The sequence below is a fragment of the Arenibacter algicola genome, assembly GCF_018860365.1.
Taxonomy (GTDB): Bacteria; Bacteroidota; Bacteroidia; order Flavobacteriales; family Flavobacteriaceae; genus Arenibacter; species Arenibacter algicola_B.
On sequence record NZ_JAHKPO010000013.1, the window covers coordinates 330,883 to 349,755 of the forward strand.

The window sequence follows — 18,873 nt, forward strand, 5'->3', positions numbered from 1 at the left end:
AATGGGAGTATCAAAATCAATCTTAATTATTGTCATAGCCTTATTGTTAGGGGCTTGTAATTCAGAAAAAAAGACAGAAGCTACTGTAAAATTAACTTATGACGGTAGTTGGGAATCCCTTCAAAAAATGCCAGTACCCGATTGGTTCAATGACGGGAAAATAGGAATCTTTATTCATTGGGGGCCATACAGTGTTATCGGTCACCGTAAAGAAGGAAGAGGGTATGCAGAACACGTTCCTAAACTTATATACGAAGATTCAACATATTATTATAACTATTTAAGAGAGCGTTGGGGTGCCGCACCTCCGGAGTTTGGTTACAAGGATATTATTCCCGAGTTTAAAGCTGAAAATTGGAATCCTGACGACTGGGCTAAACTCTTTGCCGAGGTCGGTGCAAAATACGTGGTATTAACAGCAGAGCATCATGACGGCTGGGCCAACTGGGATTCGGATCTTACGCCTTGGAATGCCATGGACATGGGGCCCAAAAGGGATATCGTAGGTGATTTGGGAAAAGCGGTTAAGAAACAAGGTTTAAAATATGCTCCATCCTATCATAGGGAAAGACATACCAGCTTTTTTACCACCGAAAAGTACGTGGTAGACGCAGAGGCACGGCCAGATATCCTTGAAGAAATTAAGCGTGTTCCGGAGGCGGAATCACTCTATGGACCGTTTGGTTTCAGTAAAGAGGCCGTGGATGAATATGTAGCTCGGTGGAAAGAAATTCAGGAGAAATACCAACCCGACTTTTTATGGATAGACGATATTCCTATTTTTACCAGGGATGGGAACGATACTCGAAAAAACCCCCAGGAATTTAAGCCAGTAATCCAATATTTCTATGACCAGTGTCGTCTTATGATCACCGATTTTATGAATAATGGAGTGGAAAGGGGACAGGAAGTCTATGTTAACAACAAGGGAGGCAATAGAAACTGGCCCGATGGGGTAGGCTGTTTGGAAAAGGACAACCTTAAACTGGACGTAATTGGCCCAAAATGGCAGAGCTGTACCACCTTTGGTACCTCCTTTGGATATTTGGAAAACGACACTTACAAGACCGTAGAAGACGTTATTAAGGAGATGGTAGAGGTAATTTCCAGAAATGGTAACTTTTTGGTAAATATCGGACCCAAGGCTGATGGCACTATTCCAGAGGAGCAATTGGAGCGACTGCACGAAATGGGTAGGTGGCTGGAAATAAATAGGGAGGCCATTTATGGAACCCGCTATTGGAAGGTAAATGAACAGGAAAAGGGAAATCTTGCTTTTACTACCAAGGGAACAAAGCTCTTTGCAATTGCATTGGAAAAACCAGTGAATTCTATAGTTATTGAAGCTACCAAAGGATGGGCAGAGAATGAAGTGAAGTCGGTTAAACTTCTAGGATCTGAGGCTGAGGTTAAATGGAGCATAACGCCTGAAGGCTTGGAAATAATCCCTCCGGCAGACTTGGGAAAAAGTGATTATGCCTGGTCTTTTGAAATAGCAACAAAAAGTGAACAACACGCTCCCAATGCCATACAAACGGATGTGAATAAGGCGTTGAAAGGGACCAAAAAAGTAGATTTGGATGGGAATCATTAAAAAGACGATAGCGTTCGTTCTCTGTTGTTGGATACTGTCTTCCTGTAAGTCAGAAAAAAGGCCGAACATTATTTTCATCATGGCCGATGACCTAGGGTGGCAAGATGTGGGCTTTATGGGGAGCAATTGGTTTGAAACCCCCAATCTGGATCAGCTGGCAGGGGAAAGCCTTGTCTTTAGCAATGCCTATATGTACCCCACCTGTTCCCCTTCACGGGCAGCTTTGTTAACGGGTAAACAGTCGTTTAGGACGGGAATATACAATGTCCCCGTTTTGGAAAAAGGGGATAACCAACACAATATATTTTCGCGTTGGACGGTTGGCCTGGAACATACCATGTATGCAGAGCCATTAAAAAATGCAGGTTACCGATCCATCCACTTGGGAAAATGGCATGTGGTAGGTCCCAATCCAGAAGAGGAAACAGATTATCCATTTGAAAAACCCTTAAAGCAACCTGCCAACGGAAACTTGGATTGGTTGGCAGACCACTTATCCATCGATATTCAAAAATACTATCCTTTGGGAAAGGGGTTTCATGAGAACGTAGGAGGCACCTGGTGGGGCGATCCTGCCCGCGGGTATACAGAAGGCTATAAATCTGAAAGCGGTGGCTATAAGGCCCCTTTCAAGAATCCTTTTATTGGGGATAAGGACGATGATGAATGGTTGACGGACCGTTTGACGGATGATGCCATCAATTTTATTGAACGCAATAAACAGCAACCCTTTTTGGTGAACCTTCATTATTATGCACCACATCGCCCTACAGTGCCAAGAGACAAGGATTCGTTTCAGAAATTTATGGGCAAAGCGGCTGATTCCATAACAGGTCAAGGAGAAAATAACCGTGAAGAAATTGCCGGTTACGCCACCATGATTGCCTCCATAGATGAAAATGTGAAACGCATTTTTGATTATTTGGATCAGGAGGGGTTGAGGGAAAATACCATGGTGATATTCACTTCCGATAACGGATTTAACGGTTTGCAAAGCGGTACAAATACCTTGCGCGGAGCCAAGGGAACTATTTACGAAGGCGGCATACGGGTACCTGCTTTTGTAAATTGGAAAGGTCATGTTGAGGCCGGGGTTTCAGAAACCCCGATATGCGGAATGGACTATTTTCCCACATTTTTAGAGTTGGCCCAGGTGAAGGGTTATGAGGGAAAACTTGATGGGGAAAGTTTGCTGCCTTTGTTGAAAAAAGCTGCATTTAAAGAGCGGGCGCTATTTTGGCATGTGGCAAGTACCTATAAAAATCCGCCCTGTTCCATAATCAGAAAGGACCAATGGAAGCTGATCCAGTATTTAAACGATGGTATTGTAGAATTGTACAACTTGGAAAAAGATTTAAAGGAAGCTCATAATTTGGCGGAAAATAATCCTGAAATAGCTTCCCAATTGTTGAATGAACTAATAACTTGGCGAAAAAACAATAAAGTGCCGCTTCCGCCGGCGTCCGTACTACCATTTTAAAGAAAAATTCATAACAAGAAAACTTATGCAAAAATCAGTTAAAAAACCCCTGAATGTAATAAATGTTTGTATGGCATTATCAATACTATTTTTAACAAGCTGTAAATCCAAAATCGAGGAGAAACCAAAAGAAGTAGAAGAAGTTGCAAGTCAATCACAGGCAGCGACTACCACATTTACCTATCAGGAGATTCCGGGCATAGGAATAGACAGTCTGTACAACAGACGGGACAATAGTGATGTTATAAATGTAGGGGACACCTATTATGTGTGGTATTCTCGAATGGATAGACCAACAACGGCAGGGTATTGGGCAACCATTTGGTATGCTACCTCAAAGGATGAGGGGCGTACCTGGGAGGAGCAGGGCATGGCCTTGGATGTTGGACAGCAGGGCGAATTTGACAGCCACTCTGTTTTTACCCCCAATATATTGGCCCATAAGGGAAAATATTATTTGTATTACACGGGTGTAAAACCTACCCCAGGTAATGCAAAAAAGGAGTTTGAAAATAATTCAACGAACGACTTTACCGCCATTGGCCTGGCAGTTGCCGATAGCCCGGAAGGTCCTTTCGTTAGGGTCAAAAACAATCCGATTTTGGAAGTTAGTGAGGTACCCGAGGATTTTGATAGTTACCGGATAGATGATGCCAGTTTGTTGGTAAAGGATGATAAAATTTGGTTGTATTACAAGGGTCGCTCTATTGTTCATGGAAAAAAAGGGCCCGGGCTCACAAAAATGGGGGTCGCTTTGGCCGACCAACCAGAAGGACCGTATAAAAAGCACCCAGAACCCTTGATAGATAGGGGACATGAAGTATTGATCTGGAACCAAAATGGGGGGATTGCTTCCCTGGCATCGCTGAGTAAATCCATACATTGGGCCAAGGATGGAATTAACTTTTCCCCAATAGAAGAAAATCTAAAGAAAATTCCAATAGCTCCAGGCCTTTATCGCCCACATTTGGAGGATGGGAACCAGGTCAAAGAAATTCCGGGATGGGGTATTTCCCTTAAGGGCAAAAAAGGAGTCGTCTACCTAGAGCGTTTCGAAATGGAGTAATAGGGATAGGGCTCCCACTAAAAATTGGTTAGTGCTCATAGGGAACTGGGGCATTATACCAAATTAGTTCCTGACGATCCAAACAAAAAAATCCAACCTATTCAACTAGGTTGGATTTTTTTGTTAGCCCATACGAGGACTTTGTTTACCTTCTACGTTGTCCGGAATACTGCATGGCCTCTCCCTTACCGAAGCCATAGCTAAAGCCAAGGGCCACAAATGTGCCTCTTTGACGGCGATTGTAAACCTCGTAATTGGCCTGGGCAATTTGGCTCTCGTCCACCCTAGAGGCGAATAGGTCCCTTACGCTTAAATTGAGGACGGCCTTGCCTTTCATTATATTTTTTCGAAGCCCCATATCCATAAACAGCATATCACTAACGTCACTTTGTACCGTTTGGTAACTGGACTGATAGTTGCCCGTCATTTCCAAATCGAAATCGGAAGGAAGTTTAATTTTTGTCATTAATTTGGAAGTCCATTGTTGGTTGCTAAAATCGAAAACCGTGGTCTCGAAGATGCCATCCCTTTGAAATTGATTATAATTAAAATCCCCGTTCAAGGTTAGCCATTTGGCAGGACTATACTTCGCATTGAATTCTATACCAGTAGCTTTATTGGTTCCAATATTCTCTGGCTTGGTGGTGCTAACGTTGTTTTCGAAGGTAGTAATACGCTCTATGACGTCTGTGGTATAGCGGTGGTACACCCCAAAATTTATGCTTGCAGGGCCTAAAATGTATATACTGGTTATCTCATAGGAATCGGTAAATTCGGGCTGTAGGTCGGGATTACCCTGGCGTACGCTATAATTGTTTCGGATATTGAAAAAGGGATTCAAATCCCACATTCTTGGTCGGTAAATACGTTTGGAGTAACCAGCTTGAACGGAAACCTTGTCGCTAAATTTATAGGAGCTGTGAAGACTGGGAAAAAAATTACCGTAGTTTTGATCGTTAGTCGAGCTTGTAGTAACAAGCAAGGTATTCTGACCGGTCTGTTCCAAGCGTAAGCCTCCCTTTATGCCCCATTTTTTTCCTTCATATGAACCGGTACCGTATAGGCCTAGCACTTTTTGATCGAATTCAAAGACGTTGGTCAGACCGGGGTCGTTAACAAAGGCACCGTCGGTGAAATTATTTACCTCATAATCATTGCTTACGTCGTTCATGACATATTGCGCCCCTGTTTCCAAGGTCCACTCGTCAGTTATAGGATTGGTATAATCCAGTTTAAAGGTAAATATAGCTTCTTTAAAATCTGTTCTAGTCTGCTGTCTGCTATCATTGTCATCCCCGGAAATGGTGGTATTCAAGAATTCGGAGGATTGGTCCTTCCCAAAGAAATTTCCTAAGCCACTAAAAAGCAGGGTATGGTCCTCATGGTTCTCGAAATCCTTTTTATACTGTAGTTCATACTGAAATTTAGGATTTTTTGCGTCTGTAACTTCGGTTCGCTCCCATTCTGAGCTAATGGTATTGTTGGAGTCTAAGGCCACAAAACTGGTGTTGGAGGGTTGTTCCTCTATTTCCATGGCAAAGTTGCCTGAGAGAGTTAGTACGTTGTTGTCATTAATGTGATAATCGGTTCCAAGGACTATATTATAATAGGTTTCATTTCGGTACTCGGTACCATTACTAAGAATGGTGGTGTTGTTTTCCAAATCTACGTTTCTGGTTTCAAGGTCGTTGGGCATATCCCTAAGGCCTATTCCCAATTGCGTGAACAGGTTAAAATTCTCTGTTCTTCTGTTTAGGCTTACCCCAACACTATGGCTATCAGGCGCCCCAGTATTCACCGAGATGGAGCCATTGAGTCCTTTGCGCTCCTCCTTTTTTAAAACGATATTGATTATACCTGAAGTCCCTTCGGCATCATATTTGGCTGAAGGGTTGGTCATTACCTCAATCTTTTCAATCATATCTGCCGTAATAGTTCCCAGGGCATTTCCTTCTTCACTAGCAATGATGGATGGCTTTCCGTTGATGAGAATCTGAACTCCCTGGCTCCCCCTCAGACTAATGCGACCTTCAATGTTAACGTTAACGGATGGAACATTGTTTAAAACTTCCAAGGCACTTGCCCCAGTAGTACTAAGATCTTTGCCTACGTTGAATACTCGTTTGTCCAATTTAAATTCGGTACGTGAAACCTCGCCCTGTACCACTACTTCCTGTAGTTGTTCTGCATCCTCTGTAAGGGCAACCTTCCCTAAATCTATAGTTTTGCCCTGTGTTGGTGGCGGTCCAAATGTTTTGGTCCGGAAACCTAGAAAACTTACCTCTATATAATAGTCGGACGCATCGGTCTCCAAGCTAAAACTGCCATCATCCATAGTGGTAGTGCCATCTATTGGTTTTTTGGTTTCGTTATCGCCGACCATTACCGTTGCATAGGCAATAGGCTGTCCGCTGGATTCCTCCACCACAGTTCCCTTTATGGTTACCTGTGCCATGGCAACAGGGCAATAGAGTATGAATGAAGTAGCGATTAACAATTGTACCAAAATTTTTTTCATGGCTTCCTTTATTAATTTTAATTGTAAGAATTACAAAGATTCATTTTTTTACCGAGATGAGAGGGGTATTTTCTGTGAACGACAAAAGTATTCCATTGAACGACAGCGGGTAGTTTTTATGTAGGGCATACGCCGTTTGGGGGTTTAATTTTGCCGTTGACGTAGCACTATTTTTTGAAATGGGAGCAATAGCTTAGATTTGGATTATGAAAAAAGCCATGATTTCCAGGAAGGAACTGTTCTTTCAAGTCGTGCTCCATATCCTGGTGCTGCTTTTCTATTCCTTCGACAAGAACAATCCGGGGATTACCTTTGCCCAGCTGGTTTTCTTTTTGGTCTATACCGTTTTTGCCGCTTTTATTACCTACTTCCTAATGCCCAGATTTTTATACCGAAAAAAATATTGGCAGTTTTTGGGATTGGTGGTTTTGGTGTTGTTTGGTGTGATTTGGGCCGAAGAGCTTTTGGAACTGGTTTTTTATCCAGGAACCAAAAGAGCAAGAATTGTTCCTGGGATTTATTATGCCGTTTTCGATGTTTTGCCGGTAATTGGAATTTTGTCGGGATTTAAGTTTGCTTGGGATGCCATAAGTTCCCAAAGTGAAGTAGAAAAGTTAAAAATGTCGGCACAGGAAAATGAACTGCAATTTTTAAAATCACAGATCAATCCCCATTTTTTGTTCAACAATTTGAACAATCTTTACTCTTATGCCATTGATAATTCCCCAAAAACACCTACCATTATTTTGGAACTTTCTTCGGTGTTGAGGTATATGTTGTACGACTGCAAGGAAAAATATGTGCCACTGACCAAGGAGATAGAACACCTTAAAAACTATACCCAATTAAGCGAATTGCAGATTGAAAATAGGGGAACCGTAGATTTTAAAACAGATATTATAGGGTCCGGATACCGAATTGCGCCGCTAATATTGACCGTATTTGTGGAAAATTCCTTTAAGCACAGTACCGCTAGTCAATCAGAAGATATTTTTATCAGCGTAGATATCCAAGTATCTGAAAATGGCCTATTACAATTTGAATGCTCCAATTCCTTTCGGCGTGAAACCAATACTGACGATCTTTCCCATGGCATAGGTCTTCAGAACGTAAAAAAGCGTCTAGGGCTTATTTATCCTGGAGCCCATAGTTTATCAATTGAGGAAACAGATACCACGTATTCTGTTAAGTTGAACATTGATCTTAATAAGGGAAGCGCATGATCCGTTGCATAATCATAGAGGACCAACCGCCCGCACAGCGTGTACTACAAAAGTATATAGGTGAAATGAAGAGTTTGGAGCTCAAGGCTACTTTCGCGGATGCCCTCAAGGCCATGGATTATCTAAAAGCGGAAGAGGTAGACCTTATTTTTTTGGATATCCATTTGCCCAAGATTTCGGGAATGGATTTTTTAAAGACTTTGAACAAGAAACCTCATGTGATATTAACCACGGCCTTTTCAGAATACGCACTTGAAAGTTATGAATATCAAGTGACGGATTACCTGTTAAAACCATTTTCTTTTGAACGCTTCGTAATGGCCGTTTCCAAAGTTCCTGCACCTAATTTACAAAGATCTACCGCGGAAAGGGATTTGGAAAGGAAAACAGTTCCAGAGGTGATTTTTATAAAGTCGGGCTACGAGCATCTTAAAATTGCAGTTGCAGATATTTTTTATATCCAATCCGAAGCGGACTATACCGAAATTTTCACCACTGAAAAAAAACATCTTACCTCCCATTCCTTAAGGTATTGGTTGCAGACCCTACCATTGGACCAGTTTGCCCAGGTACATAAATCCTATATCGTGAATACACGGCAAATTGTGAAGGTATCTGGAAAGCGTATCATTTTTGACAAGGAAACGTATGTGCCTATTGGGCGCGCCTTTAAGGAAGATTTTGTAGAAAAGTACTTGAAGTAAGGGTTAAGGATAGACAATTGTACCTAAAGCTCCTTAATCATGGCTCCCAAATTACACCTTCAGCTTAAATTGCAATCGATTACAATCTAATGGTTAAAATAGTATATCTTGCCAAGGTTATACCTAAACGCTCTTTAAAAGGAAGGCCTGGTCCAATAGAAGATGGGAAAAGGAATGCGCACCTATTGCATTTATTTCCTTTAATTTTATGCCTGTTTAGGACTAAGTTTGTTCCCAATTAATAGCTAACAATAGTGATATTGTTTAAGAACCAAGTTAGATAATTCATGAAAAAGAAAACGACCATATACGACATAGCGACAAAACTTGGTCTCACTGCTGCAACCGTTTCCAGGGCCCTGAACAACAATACCAAAATAAGTGTAAATACTCGCAAGCTGGTTCTGGAGACTGCCTTGGAAATGAATTATGAGCAGAACAAGTTGGCTTTGGCCCTTAAAAGCGGCAAGAGTTATAATGTAGGCGTTATTGTTCCAAGGATAGATAGTAATTTCTTTTCATCGGTTATACGTGGTATTGAAGAAGAATTGTACCCTAAGGGTTACCACGTAATAATCTGTCAGACCCACAACCAGGAACATATAGAAAACGAAAAAATAAATTCGCTTGTAAATGTGCAGGTGGATGGCATATTAATGTCTATTTCCAATGCCAATCTGGAAGAAAATAAGGGGTTTAACAAACTTCTAAAAAATAAAAAAACGCCTTTGGTCTTTTTTGATAGGAAGAAGGATATAAAAGGTATCAGTTCAGTAACCATTGATGATTTTAAAGGTGGTTACGATGCTACCAAACATTTGTTGGACCAAGGTTGTAAGCGTATAGCACACCTATCCAACGATCGGAATTTTGAAATATTTAGGAATAGATATTTGGGTTATAAGCAGGCCTTGGCTGATAATGGAATTGATTTTGATGAAAGCTTGGTCATTGAGACACAGAGTAACGTTCTTGATGGCAGAAGAGCTGCCCGCCATCTTTTGGATATGAAAACTCCACCAGACGCTATATTTTCTTCAAGCGATTTCGCTGCTTTGGGAGCTATTCAGGAAATTAAGGAAAGTGGACTTAATATTCCCGAGGATATTTGCGTAGTAGGTTTTTCCAATGAACCCTTTACCAGATTTATGGAACTTACTACCATTACGACTGTTGATCAATTTCCGCTGGAAATGGGAAGAACCGCCGCTCAGGTTTTTTTGGAAGAAGTAAGCAATACTGAGGACACTAAAATAACCAAAAACGTGGTGTTGACACCCCAACTGATTATTAGAAAATCTTCATTAAAACAGAAAGAAGGTTAAAGAAATTATTTAAATTCTTCAACCTTCCATTATTTTATAATTAGGGCAATTGTCTAACAAATATTATAAAGACACTCCTCTACGCCAAGGAATAAAATCATTTTGATTTAATAATTTGGCTTTGGTCTGAATTTTTCCACTGGCCACTTCGATTATAAAGTCCAACATTTCTCCTGCCATTTCTTCAATCGTTTTTTCACCCCGTATTACCGCTCCGGTTTCAATATCAATAATATCGGGCATTCTTTCCATTAGTTCCGTATTGGAGGATACTTTAATAATAGGAGCAATAGGATTTCCTGTTGGTGTTCCCAATCCTGTAGTAAACAGAACTATGTTGGCACCTGAACCTACCATGGCCGTAGTACTTTCCACATCGTTTCCGGGAGTACACAATAGGTTAAGGCCGGGTTTGGTAATGTATTCGCCATAATCCAAAACATCTTGAATAGGGGAGGTGCCTCCTTTCTTGGCAGCTCCTGCAGATTTCATGGCATCGGTAATTAAGCCGTCCTTAATATTTCCTGGCGAAGGGTTCATGTCAAAACCAGAACCTGCGTCTACAACAGATTTTTCGTAGGCCTTCATTAACTTTAGAAACTTCTGGCCCTTATCGTCTTCAACACATCTATTTACCAATTCCTGTTCTACACCACATAGTTCCGGAAATTCTGATAGTATGGCCGTACCATTAAGTGCTGCCAATAAATCTGAAACGGCCCCCAAGGTGGGATTTGCGGATATACCTGAAAATCCATCCGATCCCCCACATTCCAGGCCAACCCGTAATTTGGACAACGGAGCAGGTCTACGTACTGCATTATTGGCCTTTTTAATGGCTTCAAAGGACTCTTTGACAATGGCCGATAACATCTCATCCACCGTACCCATTTGCTGTTGTTCAAATATGAGTACAGGTTTGTTCAAGTTGGGATTTATGGTGTGCAAAGCTTCTTTAAAAACACTTATTTGAAGGTTTTGGCAACCCAAGCTCAATACGGTGGCGCCAGCCACATTTGGGTTATTTACATAGCCTGCCAGTAATTTGGCCAAACTTTCGGAATCTTGCCTTATGCCGCCACAACCCCCTGGGTGGGTTATAAATTTTACATCAATATTGTCAAATACATTACTGGAATTGTTTTCAACGGAAGCTTCTTCCGCAGTGTTGTTCACCAAGGAACGAAGCAACATTTGATGTGGATTCACTTTTTGTTTTAAAAGCTCCTTTTCAAAAACTTCCTTTAAGATTTCGATGTTCCTGTTTTCACAAAAAACCAAGGGGAAAAATAGCCATACATTTTCGGTACCTACCTGTCCGTCTTCACGATGGTACCCTAAGAATGTTCGATCCTTCCACTTCTCCACATTGGGGGCGGTCCAACCTATGGTTTCCGTTTTTCCAAAAACTTTTTCGCTCTGGTGCTTAACATTTTCTGTAGTTAAAACATCTCCTTTTTCTATGACACCATTGGCGCTTCCTACGAGTACACCGTACATAAAGATAAGGTCTCCGGATTCAAATTTTTGCAGGGCAATTTTATGCTTTAATTTGATATCGGATATCACAGTAATTTCCTCACCTTCAAATGATATTACTTCCCCTGCCTTTAAATTAACCAAAGCAACTGCAACGTTGTCCGATGAATTTACCTTTATAATTTTACTTTTCATTTTATCTTCCTCTTATAAGTTTTACTCTAATGGTTTAAAACCTTTTACTGTAATTGGCAAAGCCTACTTCAATACCATTTGCATCAATTTCTTCCAAAGCTAGGGCAACTGCTTCGGTGAGATTTTCCACCTGGGTTAAGTCCTCCCCCCAATACGATGTATTGCTCAAGGTTTTTTTGGCGATTTCCAAATAATTATTGGATTTCCAGATTTGTGCAAATGCCTCCACTATGTCAGCACTATCATTTACTGGTAAATCCGCGCCCTTCCAGGTTCCCTTATAAAATCGGATTAAGGCCGCGAAGGCGAAGGTTAGGTTTGTTGGTAATTTTTTGTGGATGTCTATGTATTCCAATAAGCTTGGCAATACCCTCACCTTAAATTTTGAAATTGAATTTAACGCAATACTGGATAAGTTATGAATAATAAACGGATTTCTAAATCGGTCTAAAACCTCTTCCGCAAAGCTGTCCAGCTCTTCTTTTCCCATAGGAAGCGTATGGTTTATTTCATTAAAAATGGCATCATTCACAAACTTGCCGGTAAAGGCGTTATCCACGGTTTGTTTTACCGTTGTATTCCCATATAAAAGGGAAAATGGTACCATTGAGGTATGTGCACCGTTTAATATTCGGACCTTCCTAGTTCTATAGGGCTGCATATCCTTTACAATCTTAACGTCCAGATCCGTTTTATGAAAAGGTAATTTTTCTTTAAGCTTATCCTCTCCTTCAATGACCCAAAGTAGAAATGTTTCCGCAGCTACTATTAAATTGTCCTTATAGGATAGTTGGGCATTGTAATCTTCAATTTCATCCTTTGGGTATCCCGGTACTATACGGTCTACCAAGGTGTTATGGAATGTGGAATTTGTGGTAAGCCAGGTTTTAAAGTCTTGGCCCAGTTTCCAGTCATCGGAGTATTTCAATACTATTTCCTTGAGTGTATCAGAATTATAATTGATTAGCTCACAAGGAATTATAGTTAGGCCTTTATTGGCATCGCCTTTAAAATGTTTGAAACGTTCATACAATAGCACCGTTAATTTAGCGGGAAATGAACTTGGTGGCTGCATATCCAATGTGTCTGTGGCAACATAAGCTATACCGGCTTCCGTAGTATTGGAAATAATAAACTGAAGTTCCTCTTCCTTGGCCAAACTTAAGTAGTCCTTGAAATTGCTGTAAGGGTCAATACCTTTTACAATATTGGTAATAAGCTCTTTATGCTGTATTTCCTTACCTTTCTGTATTCCTTTCAAAAACAGGGTATAAAGTCCATCTTGCTCATTAAGCATTTTTACCAAACCTTTTTCAATAGGTTGGACCACCGCAATCCCGGCATCAAAATTAGCTTTCTGATTTAATTTTTGGAAAGCAAAATCCACAAATGCCCTTAAAAAGTTTCCTTCCCCAAATTGTACGATCTTAATTGGTGGGGTCGACTCTAAATTGGTGTTTTTTCTGTTTAATGGTTGCATATTACTTTTTTAAAATGTTATTATGTCTTGAACCGATTATCCTATTGGATGCACTTAAGCTTTTATAATCATATCCATGCAATAATGTAATCGATTGCACAAATGTAGTGGAAATTATTTTATATCCAATTTTTTCCATCTTGGTTCTAATAGTTTTATTTTGATTTAAGGTGATTTGAGCCAAGAAAATAAAAGGTATTTAGCTTGAGGCTCTTCCCAAGTGCCAACTGTCCACAGGACTTGATTGTCGCTCTTGGGTCTTTTCAACACCAGTGTATTTAACGGAGGCAGTTAATTCCTATTTCAAAATCAGTTCCCATCTATAATTCCACGACCCTCTTTTCCTTGTTGCTTTTCAGAGCCGCCTCGATTATTTTTATAACGTTCATGCCGTCTGTTGCGGAGACTGGGACCGACTTGTTATTTCTTAAAGCTTGGTAGATACCTTCGTAATACGCCATATAGTCCCCATTTAAAGTTGGGACGTATTCCTTGATAATTTTACCATCCTTTTCTGTATGCAACATTCCTTTTTCTTTTTCCGGTTCTGCTCCCCAGTTTTGTGTACCTGGTGTTTTTTCTGCCTGAAGGGCAGCCTCCTGTACATCGGCTTTGGATTTTATAAAAGAGCCTTTGGTTCCGTGAAGAATATTTCCAGGCAAAGCCTCACGAACGTAATAGCTGGATTTCAATATTACCCTATGGTTGTTATAGAACAATTTTACATCAAAATAATCCCCTACTTTGGAATTGGGGCGAAAGGTGTCCAGATCACCGAAGACGGCATTTGGCATACCAAACAACATCAAAGCCTGATCTATCAAATGTGAACCCAAGTCATATATACTTCCAACGGCGGCCGTGGGTATTTCCTTATGAACCTTGTAACTCAGCCCTGGGTCATAACGATCATAATGGATTTCCGCCTCTACAATATTTCCTAGCCAGCCCTCATCCATTACTTTTTTTACCGTCTTAAAATCACTGTCATATCTTCTATTGTGATACACAGAAAGTGTTACCTTTTTCTCCTTGGCCAATTGGATCAATTCTTCCGCCTGTGCTACGGTAGCCGTAAAGGGCTTTTCTACAATTACGTTTTTCCCTGAATTTATGGCCTGTTTGGTAAAATCATAATGCGTTACACTTGGTGTATTTACCACTACCAATTCTATATTTTTATCTGCCAACAATTCCTCCAAGGTGCGGAAGGTTTTTATATTTGGATATTTGGCCTGGGCGTTGTTCTTGGTTCTCTCCCAAACTCCGTATAAATTAAATCCGGGATGTACTTCAATGAAGGGGGCGTGAAAAACGAATCCACTCATTCCAAAAGAGCATAAGGCTGTATTTATGGGTTTCATAGGCTTAATTTTAAGTATATTAATTTATAGGTTTTAGATAATAACCGACTAAGAAATTATCCTTTGTAAAAATTTTATGTTTCATTTAGGGGCCTGAAATATCAATTTTCCTTCAATTTTAAAACAAGGTTTGAACCTTATCTGACTGTTTAAAAATCAATCGATAAACAAGTTTGGCAATGCTAAGGAGAACCACGGAAATAACGTAACTAAAATCAGCACCAAAAAGCTTACCAACAAAAATGGTAGACCAGCTTTACTTACTGCACCAATGGAAATTTTTCCAATACTGGAAGCCACAAAAAGGCAAACCCCCACAGGAGGAGTTGTTAATCCTATAATTAAATTGAGAACGGCTATCACGGCAAAGTGGATCGGGTCCACATCCACGGCAACCGCCACTTTTAAAAGGATTGGAAAAAGTATCAATAAGGCGGCAATGGTCTCCATAAAGGTGCCTACCACGATCAATAGCAGATTGATCAGAAGTAAGACTACATATTTATTGTCCGAAAACCCCAAGATTTCCTTGGATATCTCTTGTGGAATTTGCTCTGTAATCAAGATATAGCCAAAAAGGTTGGCAAAACCCACCAAGACCATAAGGGAGGCCGAAGTCTTCATGCTGTCCAGGATAATGACCTGTGTGTTTTTCAAATTCAATTTTTTATACACGAATTTGCCAATAATCATAGCATAGACTACAGCGATAATCGAGGCCTCAGTTGGCGTAAATATTCCGCCCACAATTCCATATAGGATAATAAAGGTCATCAACAACGACCAAAAGGTATCCACAAAACTGCGTGCTACATCCCTTAGGCTACTGCGCTTATGTTTTGGGTATTTTTTTCGCTTGGATATAAAATAGGCGGTAAACATAAGACCAACGCCCAATAACAATCCAGGGAGTGCTCCTGCCAAAAACAATTTCCCTACGGACAGGCCGCTCAAGGTTGCGGCGATGATCATGGGCACGCTGGGGGGAATTATGGGCCCTATGGTGGAGGAAGCTGCTGTAACAGCACATGAAAAGTCCGTATCGTAACCTTCCTTTTTCATAGCAGGGATCATAATGGAGCCCATACTGGCCGTATCCGAAATGGCCGTACCGGAAATTCCTGCAAAAAGCATTGAAGCACCAATATTGACCAAGGAAAGTCCACCGCGAATATGACCTAAAAGATGGTTGCAGAACTTAATTATTTTTTCAGTGAGCCCACCTTGGTTCATCAGATTTCCAGCAAGTATAAATCCAGGAACACTGAGCAGTACAAAGACATCTATGCCCGAGTACATTTTCATGGGTACAATGATCAAAGGAACCCCTTTGATAACCAAATAGCTTAAACAGGCAAGTCCCAAGGCAAAGGCAATAGGAAAGCGAAGTATCAGACCAAGAATAAAAACGACAACGAGTATCCAAATCATGGTCTAGAATTTTTCATAATTTTCATAATTTTTCTAAGGAGATAATAACTTATTGATGTAGACATTATAAAGATGCTAAAGAAGGCTATACCCATATTGAAGCCCATACTAGGGGATTTTTCAGGTATTCCCAAAATCACGAATTTAATGGCGTATATGGCCATAACCACAAAAAGAATTAGGGTAATTGAGGGTACTGCCAAGTTTAATGTTTTTTTGATCCTTTCTGGAAAACGCTCGTAAAACATGTCCAAATGCACGTAAAATTCATTCTTCATGGCCAGACCTGCGGCGAACGACATGGCATAAATAAAGAAAAGACGTGAGGCCTCCTCTGTCCAAGGTGGGGTGTTAATGGGAGTAAAACGACAGATTATTTGAAGCAGCACAGTAAACAACAGGCCATATGTACTTAATAAGGTCCCCATTTTAAGCAGGCGGCCAATGGTTTTATTTAACATCGTTTTAGTCTTTTTTAAGTTCTCGATATATTTTTTGTATTTCGGGAGAGAGGCTTTCATAAATAGCTTTCTCACTTTTTTTTGCAAAGGCTTCTTTGTCCACTTCTATAAATTGCATGCCCTCAGCCTTTAATTCCTCCTGTACATTCTTTTCGTTTTCAAGATAGAGCTGGTGTTCATAGGCTTGCATTTCTTTCCCTGCCTGTAGAAAAATTTCCTGAAGGTCTGGGGGCAGCTTCTGAAATTGCTTTTCACCCACTACGGGGTACACCCAACTAATAACATGTCCTGTTAGGTTGAGGTATTTCTGTACCTCGGAGAAACCTGCGTTATGGATCATGGCGAAGGGATTTTCCTGGGCTTCGATAGTGCCCTGTTGTAGTGAAGTAAACACTTCGGAAAACGCCATGGGAGTTGGTTTGGCACCGAGAGCGCTCCAAGTGGTTACAAATGCGGGGACATTGGGTACCCTAATGATAAGTCCTTTTAGATCGTCCGGATGGCGTATTGGTCTATTCGAGGTTAAATGCCGTGGCCCACGTTCAAAATGGCCAAGAGCGCGTAAGCCTGCCTTTTTAATCATTTCCTCTTCCATTAATTTCCCGACGGGACCATTAATATAGCGATTCATATCAGTGGAATCCTTCATTAAAAAGGGTAACTCGCAGAATGTAGCCACTTCAAACCAATTGGTCAAGGTAGACCCGGTGGTGGTCATATCGATAACTTCGGCCTGGATCAGTCGAATGGCCTCGATCTCTTTGGCCAATTGTTCCGAGGGGTACAGCTCCACCTTGATGCGCCCATTGGAACGTTCTTCCACAATTTCTGCAAAATAGGCAAAGGCTTTGAACCAGGCATGGTCTTCATTGACCAATAGAGCGGTCCGCATTAAAAACTCGGGTTCTTTTTTTTGTGTTTCACATTGGGTGAAGAGGAATATGGAGAAAAAAAGGATTATTAATGTAGCAAGGAAACGGGCCATCCGAAATGGATTTATCATGGTATTGGTCCTAAATTGATTATTCCTTATAAATATAACTATTTAGTTTTAACAGCCATAAAAGTTACATGGGGACAAATAGGAAAAATAAAATTTCTTGAATTCAGAGAGAATCTTTTGGCAAGTCAATCAATAATTATGAATTAATACTGGTACTAAGGACTATTTCTTCTTGATGAAGTGCAGGAATAAGTGTTTGGACCAGCGCTTATAACCTTAATTATGCATCAAAATCTTCCAATATTTTAATGGCTTCTTCGTCGGACACCTGATCAAAATCCATATAAAACTGTCCTACGGCCTGAAAATTAAAGGGTGTCTCCAAGCATACTACTTCGCTTATATAGGGAGCGGCATTTAATTTTTGTACTGTTGATTTGGGAGCCACAGGTATGGCAATTATTATTTTTTGCGGCTTTTGGTCATAGACCAGCTGGGCGGTGACCCGTATTGTATTGCCTGTGGCTATTCCGTCGTCGATTATGATTACAATTTTATCCTTTAAGGCTATGGGAGATCTATTTTTAAAATATTGGGCTTGTCTTTTTCTTAGCTTTTCGCGAAGACGTTTCTTTTCTTTCTCTATATAAGCGATAGAAATTTCAATGTTATCGTCTAGGATAATATTGTTGAGGTTAAGAGCCCCGATTGCAAATTCCTTGTTGAAAGGATGACCAATTTTTTTGGAAAGGGCAACATCCAATCTTGCGTTAAGTGATTTGGCCACAATGGCCCCCAAGGGTAATCCGCCCCTAGGGATTGCCAAAACAACAACGTTCTCTCTGTCTTTATATGAAATTAACTTGTTTGCTAACTGCAGCCCGGCATCGATTCTGTCCTTAAACATTTTTTATAGGTTTTTTAGTTATCAGCCATTTCTTAAACCAGGTTGCGGAGAGTTCGGCCACCTTTTCCAGCTTTCCTGGTTCCTCAAAAAGATGGCTTGCCCCTGGTATGGTTTCAAATTTTTTTTCACATTCCACTTTAGCATAGGCCTTGATATTTAATTCCAGGACTGCCGAATCCTTTCCACCAACAATAAATAAGGTTGAAGCTGTAACCTCGGGTATTTCGTCTAAGGCAAGGTCTGGTCTTCCACCCCTGGAGACAATGGCCTTTATATCATCCTTAAAAAAGGCGGCCGCTCCTATGGCCGATGCCGCCCCGGTACTGGCCCCGAAATAGCCCAAGGAAAGACTCTTTGTTTCTTTTTGTAGTTGTACCCATTTTGTTGCTGCTATCAAGCGTTGGGTCAATAGGTCAATATTGAACCGGGTTTCGTAGTTTTCGTCTTCGCTTTCGGTCAATAAGTCGAGCAATAAGGTAGCCAGTCCCTGTTGATTAAGTATGTTGGCAATGAAATTATTTCTGGGGCTAAGCCTACTGCTACCACTACCGTGGGAGAATATGACCAAACCCTTGGCATTTTCAGGGATGTACAAATTAGCCTTTAATGTTAGTTGATTTAGAGGAATGGCAATGGCGTTATTTTTTTCTTTTTCTAACATTATAATACTATTATGGATTGAGTACTCTTAGGGGATGTTTCA

At 40.7% G+C, this 18,873-nt stretch carries 15 protein-coding genes; 6 read left to right on the forward strand and 9 right to left on the reverse strand.

Annotated features, from left to right (window positions below; all coding sequences use genetic code 11):
* Position 1: 1 nt before the first annotated feature.
* The 3 genes from KO529_RS10100 (at position 2) to KO529_RS10110 (ending at position 4,140) form a co-directional block, all read left to right on the forward strand.
* Entirely contained in the window at positions 2-1,594 is a 1,593-nt protein-coding gene (locus KO529_RS10100; protein ID WP_215947771.1) for an alpha-L-fucosidase, read from the forward strand.
* Entirely contained in the window at positions 1,581-3,074 is a 1,494-nt protein-coding gene (locus KO529_RS10105; protein ID WP_215947772.1) for a sulfatase, read from the forward strand. Before KO529_RS10100 ends, KO529_RS10105 begins: the two co-directional genes overlap by 14 nt.
* A 70-nt stretch (positions 3,075-3,144) precedes the next feature.
* Positions 3,145-4,140, forward strand: a complete 996-nt coding sequence (locus tag KO529_RS10110; RefSeq protein WP_215947773.1) for a family 43 glycosylhydrolase — start codon at positions 3,145-3,147, stop codon at positions 4,138-4,140.
* Positions 4,141-4,285: 145 nt separating this feature from the next.
* Here KO529_RS10110 and KO529_RS10115 read toward each other — a convergent pair whose 3' ends face one another.
* The gene (locus KO529_RS10115) at positions 4,286-6,658 is read right to left on the reverse strand and encodes an outer membrane beta-barrel family protein (protein ID WP_215947774.1); all 2,373 of its coding nucleotides are present in this window, start codon (positions 6,656-6,658) and stop codon (positions 4,286-4,288) included.
* A gap of 206 nt (positions 6,659-6,864) precedes the next feature.
* Here KO529_RS10115 and KO529_RS10120 point away from each other — a divergent pair, with 206 nt between their 5' ends.
* The 3 genes from KO529_RS10120 to KO529_RS10130 all read left to right on the forward strand — a co-directional run bounded on the left by KO529_RS10120 (position 6,865) and on the right by KO529_RS10130 (position 9,910).
* Positions 6,865-7,881, forward strand: a complete 1,017-nt coding sequence (locus KO529_RS10120) for a sensor histidine kinase (RefSeq protein WP_252734365.1) — start codon at positions 6,865-6,867, stop codon at positions 7,879-7,881.
* Positions 7,878-8,585: a LytR/AlgR family response regulator transcription factor gene (locus KO529_RS10125; protein ID WP_215947775.1), complete on the forward strand. Its 708-nt coding sequence runs from the start codon at positions 7,878-7,880 to the stop codon at positions 8,583-8,585. The genes KO529_RS10120 and KO529_RS10125 overlap by 4 nt, the downstream gene beginning before the upstream one ends.
* Positions 8,586-8,872: 287 nt before the next feature.
* Positions 8,873-9,910 carry a LacI family DNA-binding transcriptional regulator gene (locus KO529_RS10130; protein ID WP_215947776.1) on the forward strand — a complete coding sequence of 346 codons (1,038 nt, stop codon included), beginning with the start codon at positions 8,873-8,875 and terminating at the stop codon, positions 9,908-9,910.
* A 63-nt stretch (positions 9,911-9,973) separates the two neighbouring features.
* Here KO529_RS10130 and KO529_RS10135 read toward each other — a convergent pair whose 3' ends face one another.
* The 8 genes from KO529_RS10135 to KO529_RS10170 form a co-directional block, all read right to left on the reverse strand.
* On the reverse strand, positions 9,974-11,584 hold the full coding sequence (locus KO529_RS10135) for a UxaA family hydrolase (protein ID WP_215947777.1): 1,611 nt from the start codon (positions 11,582-11,584) through the stop codon (positions 9,974-9,976).
* Between the two features lie 34 nt (positions 11,585-11,618).
* Positions 11,619-13,064, reverse strand: a complete 1,446-nt coding sequence (locus KO529_RS10140; RefSeq protein ID WP_215947778.1) for a tagaturonate reductase — start codon at positions 13,062-13,064, stop codon at positions 11,619-11,621.
* Positions 13,065-13,384: 320 nt separating this feature from the next.
* Complete coding sequence (locus KO529_RS10145) at positions 13,385-14,428, reverse strand: Gfo/Idh/MocA family oxidoreductase (RefSeq protein WP_215947779.1); 1,044 nt, start codon at positions 14,426-14,428, stop codon at positions 13,385-13,387.
* Positions 14,429-14,584: 156 nt separating this feature from the next.
* Entirely contained in the window at positions 14,585-15,859 is a 1,275-nt protein-coding gene (locus tag KO529_RS10150; protein ID WP_215947780.1) for a TRAP transporter large permease, read from the reverse strand.
* Positions 15,856-16,320, reverse strand: a complete 465-nt coding sequence (locus tag KO529_RS10155; protein WP_215947781.1) for a TRAP transporter small permease — start codon at positions 16,318-16,320, stop codon at positions 15,856-15,858. The genes KO529_RS10150 and KO529_RS10155 overlap by 4 nt, the downstream gene beginning before the upstream one ends.
* A gap of 4 nt (positions 16,321-16,324) precedes the next feature.
* Positions 16,325-17,305 (reverse strand): TRAP transporter substrate-binding protein, encoded by a 981-nt coding sequence (locus KO529_RS10160; protein WP_215947782.1) that lies wholly within the window; start codon positions 17,303-17,305, stop codon positions 16,325-16,327.
* Positions 17,306-17,543: 238 nt separating this feature from the next.
* The gene (locus KO529_RS10165; RefSeq protein WP_215947783.1) at positions 17,544-18,170 is read right to left on the reverse strand and encodes a phosphoribosyltransferase; all 627 of its coding nucleotides are present in this window, start codon (positions 18,168-18,170) and stop codon (positions 17,544-17,546) included.
* Complete coding sequence (locus KO529_RS10170; protein WP_215947784.1) at positions 18,163-18,831, reverse strand: dienelactone hydrolase family protein; 669 nt, start codon at positions 18,829-18,831, stop codon at positions 18,163-18,165. Before KO529_RS10170 ends, KO529_RS10165 begins: the two co-directional genes overlap by 8 nt.
* Between the last annotated feature and the right edge of the window lie 42 nt (positions 18,832-18,873).